The 2,753-nt window shown below is 67.8% G+C and carries 4 protein-coding genes and 1 pseudogene; 2 read left to right on the top strand and 3 right to left on the bottom strand.

Translation table 11 applies throughout. The annotated features are described in order from the left end of the window. Window positions 1-477, bottom strand: a pseudogene (locus VFA16_RS23380) (NADH:flavin oxidoreductase); the annotation flags it as partial. Between the two features lie 151 nt (window positions 478-628). On the opposite strand from VFA16_RS23380, the gene VFA16_RS23375 reads away from it, so the two are divergent. Together VFA16_RS23375 and VFA16_RS23370 are read left to right on the top strand one after the other, a co-directional pair. Next, window positions 629-1,477 (top strand): bifunctional methylenetetrahydrofolate dehydrogenase/methenyltetrahydrofolate cyclohydrolase, encoded by an 849-nt coding sequence (locus tag VFA16_RS23375; RefSeq protein ID WP_324970126.1) that lies wholly within the window; start codon window positions 629-631, stop codon window positions 1,475-1,477. Further along, a complete protein-coding gene (locus tag VFA16_RS23370) occupies window positions 1,474-1,767 on the top strand; it encodes a DUF3017 domain-containing protein (RefSeq protein WP_324970125.1) in 294 nt (97 codons plus the stop codon). The genes VFA16_RS23375 and VFA16_RS23370 overlap by 4 nt, the downstream gene beginning before the upstream one ends. Here the strand turns inward: VFA16_RS23370 and VFA16_RS23365 are convergent. Together VFA16_RS23365 and VFA16_RS23360 are read right to left on the bottom strand one after the other, a co-directional pair. Beyond that, window positions 1,764-2,126, bottom strand: a complete 363-nt coding sequence (locus tag VFA16_RS23365) for a DUF732 domain-containing protein (protein WP_324970124.1) — start codon at window positions 2,124-2,126, stop codon at window positions 1,764-1,766. The genes VFA16_RS23370 and VFA16_RS23365 overlap by 4 nt on opposite strands. A 112-nt stretch (window positions 2,127-2,238) precedes the next feature. After that, a partial coding sequence (locus tag VFA16_RS23360) for a zeta toxin family protein (RefSeq protein ID WP_324970123.1) occupies window positions 2,239-2,753 on the bottom strand: 515 nt, incomplete at its 5' end.

Here is a 2,753-nt window from a genome sequence, read left to right as displayed (position 1 = left end):
GTCGAACCCCGCCTCGACGGCCAGCCGAGCGGCGTTGGCGTGCGCGGCGACGACTTCGTCGATGTCGTCTCGGGTGGCCTTGCGGGCGAAGCGCATCCCGATGGGGTTGAAAAACCGCACCGGCGCCAGCGCCTGGGCCTTATTCGACCGGGCGTCGGCCACCGGGCCGGCGTGGCCGATCTGTGCGCTCACCGCCGCGCCTTCGGCGTGCACGGCCTCGGTGAGCCGGCGCAGCCCCGGCACCGCCTCGGGGCGCATCCAGATTTGGTTGCCGCCGGTGCGCCCGCCCGGGGAGACCGCGCAGTAAGCGACGGTCGTCATCCCGACCCCGCCGGCGGCCGGCAGCCGGTGGTACTCGATCAGGTCGTCGGTGACAAGTGCGTCAGGCGTGCGGGCCTCGAACGTGGCGGCCTTGATGATGCGGTTGCGCAGGGTCAGCGGACCGAGTTTGGCCGGGGCGAACACATCCGGAGGCATACGGGGAGCGTAAATGGCGATCGCAAGCGCGGCGAAGCCGGGCGCAGCGGGTCGCCATCATTGGGCGGGGCGGCGATCGCAAGCGCGGCGAAGCCAGGCGCAGCGGGTCGCCATCACTGGACCGCGCGCCGGGCGTGCCAGACTGTCAGGCGTGGGTGCGATCAGGCTGGACGGCAAGACCACACGCGACGAGATTTTCGTCGACCTCAAACAACGTGTTGCGGCGTTGACTGCAGCGGACCGCACGCCCGGCCTGGGCACCATCCTGGTGGGCGACGACCCCGGGTCCCACGCCTACGTCCGCGGCAAGCATTCGGATTCCGCCAAAGTCGGCATCACCTCGATCCGCCGCGACCTGCCGGCCGACATTAGCCAGGCAAAGCTCGACGAGACCATCGACGAGCTCAACGCCAACCAGAGCTGCACCGGGTACATCGTGCAGTTGCCGCTGCCCAAGCAGCTCAACGAGAACGCGGCCTTGGAGCGCGTCGACCCGGCCAAGGACGTCGACGGTCTGCACCCGACCAATCTCGGCCGGCTGGTGCTAGGCACCCCGGCGCCGCTGCCATGCACGGCGCGCGGCATCGTACATCTGCTGCGGCGCTACGACGTGCCGATTGCAGGAGCCCACGTTGTGGTCATCGGCCGGGGTGTGACGGTCGGTCGCCCGCTGGGACTGCTGCTCACCCGCCGCACCGAAAATGCCACAGTTACCTTGTGCCACACCGCAACTCGTGATCTGCGCGCGTTGACCCGGCAAGCCGACATCATCGTCGCCGCGGTGGGCGTGCCGCATCTGTTGACCGCCGACATGGTGCGGCCGGGCGCCGCGGTCGTCGACGTCGGGGTCAGCCGCACCGACGACGGGCTGGTCGGCGACGTGCATCCGGACGTGTGGGAGGTCGCCGGTTACGTGTCGCCGAATCCTGGTGGCGTGGGCCCGTTGACGCGGGCGTTCTTGCTGACGAACGTGGTCGAATTGGCCGAGGCTGCACAGTGACCGTGCGGGACCACACCCACCGGATCGTGGCCGCGCAGTGGCCGATCCTGGTGGTCGTGCTGATCTTCGTCGCGGCATTCGCGTTGGCGGGTTTGAATTTCTGGCGGCGCGGTGCGCTGTTGATCGGGATCGGCGTCGGGGTGGCCGCGGCTTTGCGGCTGGTTTTGCCCGACGAGCGGGCCGGGCTTTTAGCAGTGCGCAGCAAGGGAATTGACTTCGTCGCACTGGCGACGGTGGGGGCTGCGATGTGCTACATCGCGGCGACGATCGACCCCTTGGGAACGCGCTAGATACCTGGCATGCAAGGAACTTGCGGCAGGTTTGGCATATTGCCGTTGGCGATCGACGCCATCATCGACGGGCAATACATTGATATCGCAATGCTGGTGAACATCTGCGCCATCCCCGGCGACATGCCGTTGTGACCGCTGATGTTTGATGCGGCCGCGGCGAACGTTCCGCCCGGCTGGGCCAGCATCGGGCAGACGGACTGGCCCAGGGCCACCGCGCCGCCGGGATCGCCGTAGTTGACGCCGGCGTTGCTGAGCGACGAGAGGAATTGGTCGTCAAGGGGATTCGCCTGCGCCGGCACCGCCATTACGGTAGCCGACGTGACCACGCCCACCCACGCCGCAAGTGAAATCCTCATGCGACGGTTCCCCAGTGTCGGCATCTGCCGCTCCTCATCTGTTGGACTGCAATGAACAGTGCTGTACCGCCGTCACATTCGCAGCACGGCGGGGTAAAGGTTTGCGCACGGTTCATTGCTCGAGTTTAAGTGCGGCGGCCACGATGGGTCTGGCCCATTCGGGCGTCGACGACAGATCATCCGGGTCGACGATCCGGCCCCGCTTGACGTGCAGCACCAGCGGGGGCCGCGGCGCGTGGCCGGCAGTCGGGTCGGCGTCGGCCGAGTTGTCGTAAACGCGCAGCTCAGTGAGCGCCGGCAGCAACCGCACCAGATTCAGCCGGCTGTGCCGGTACCGTCGCCGGATGTCGGCTTCGGGAATGTCGTGGCCGCCGGCGCGTACGCGATGCCGGACTCGTTCGATGTGTGCTTCGGCACTGGGCAGCCCGACATACCAGACGCGCACTTCGATCCCGAGGGCAGCCGCGTGCATGAGCAACCGCAGCATGGTGCTGCCGCCGAGTGTCGTTTCGATGGCGAAATCCAGGCGTTCGTCGATCGCTTCTTGAAGCAGGCGCTTGCCCTGCTGCCAGGCCAGGGAGTTCGCCCGGACCGGGTCGATGCCGGGATGTGCCGCACGTAGTGCGC

It is taken from the genome of Mycobacterium sp. (genome assembly GCF_035653355.1).
Taxonomy (GTDB): Bacteria; Actinomycetota; Actinomycetes; order Mycobacteriales; family Mycobacteriaceae; genus Mycobacterium.
This window is presented reverse-complemented; position numbering and strand designations above follow the sequence as displayed.

Bases quoted from the DNA above. Each gene is read 5' to 3' on its own strand.
- VFA16_RS23365 (WP_324970124.1), bottom strand. From the start codon at position 2,126: ATGAGGATTTCACTTGCGGCGTGGGTGGGCGTGGTCACGTCGGCTACC.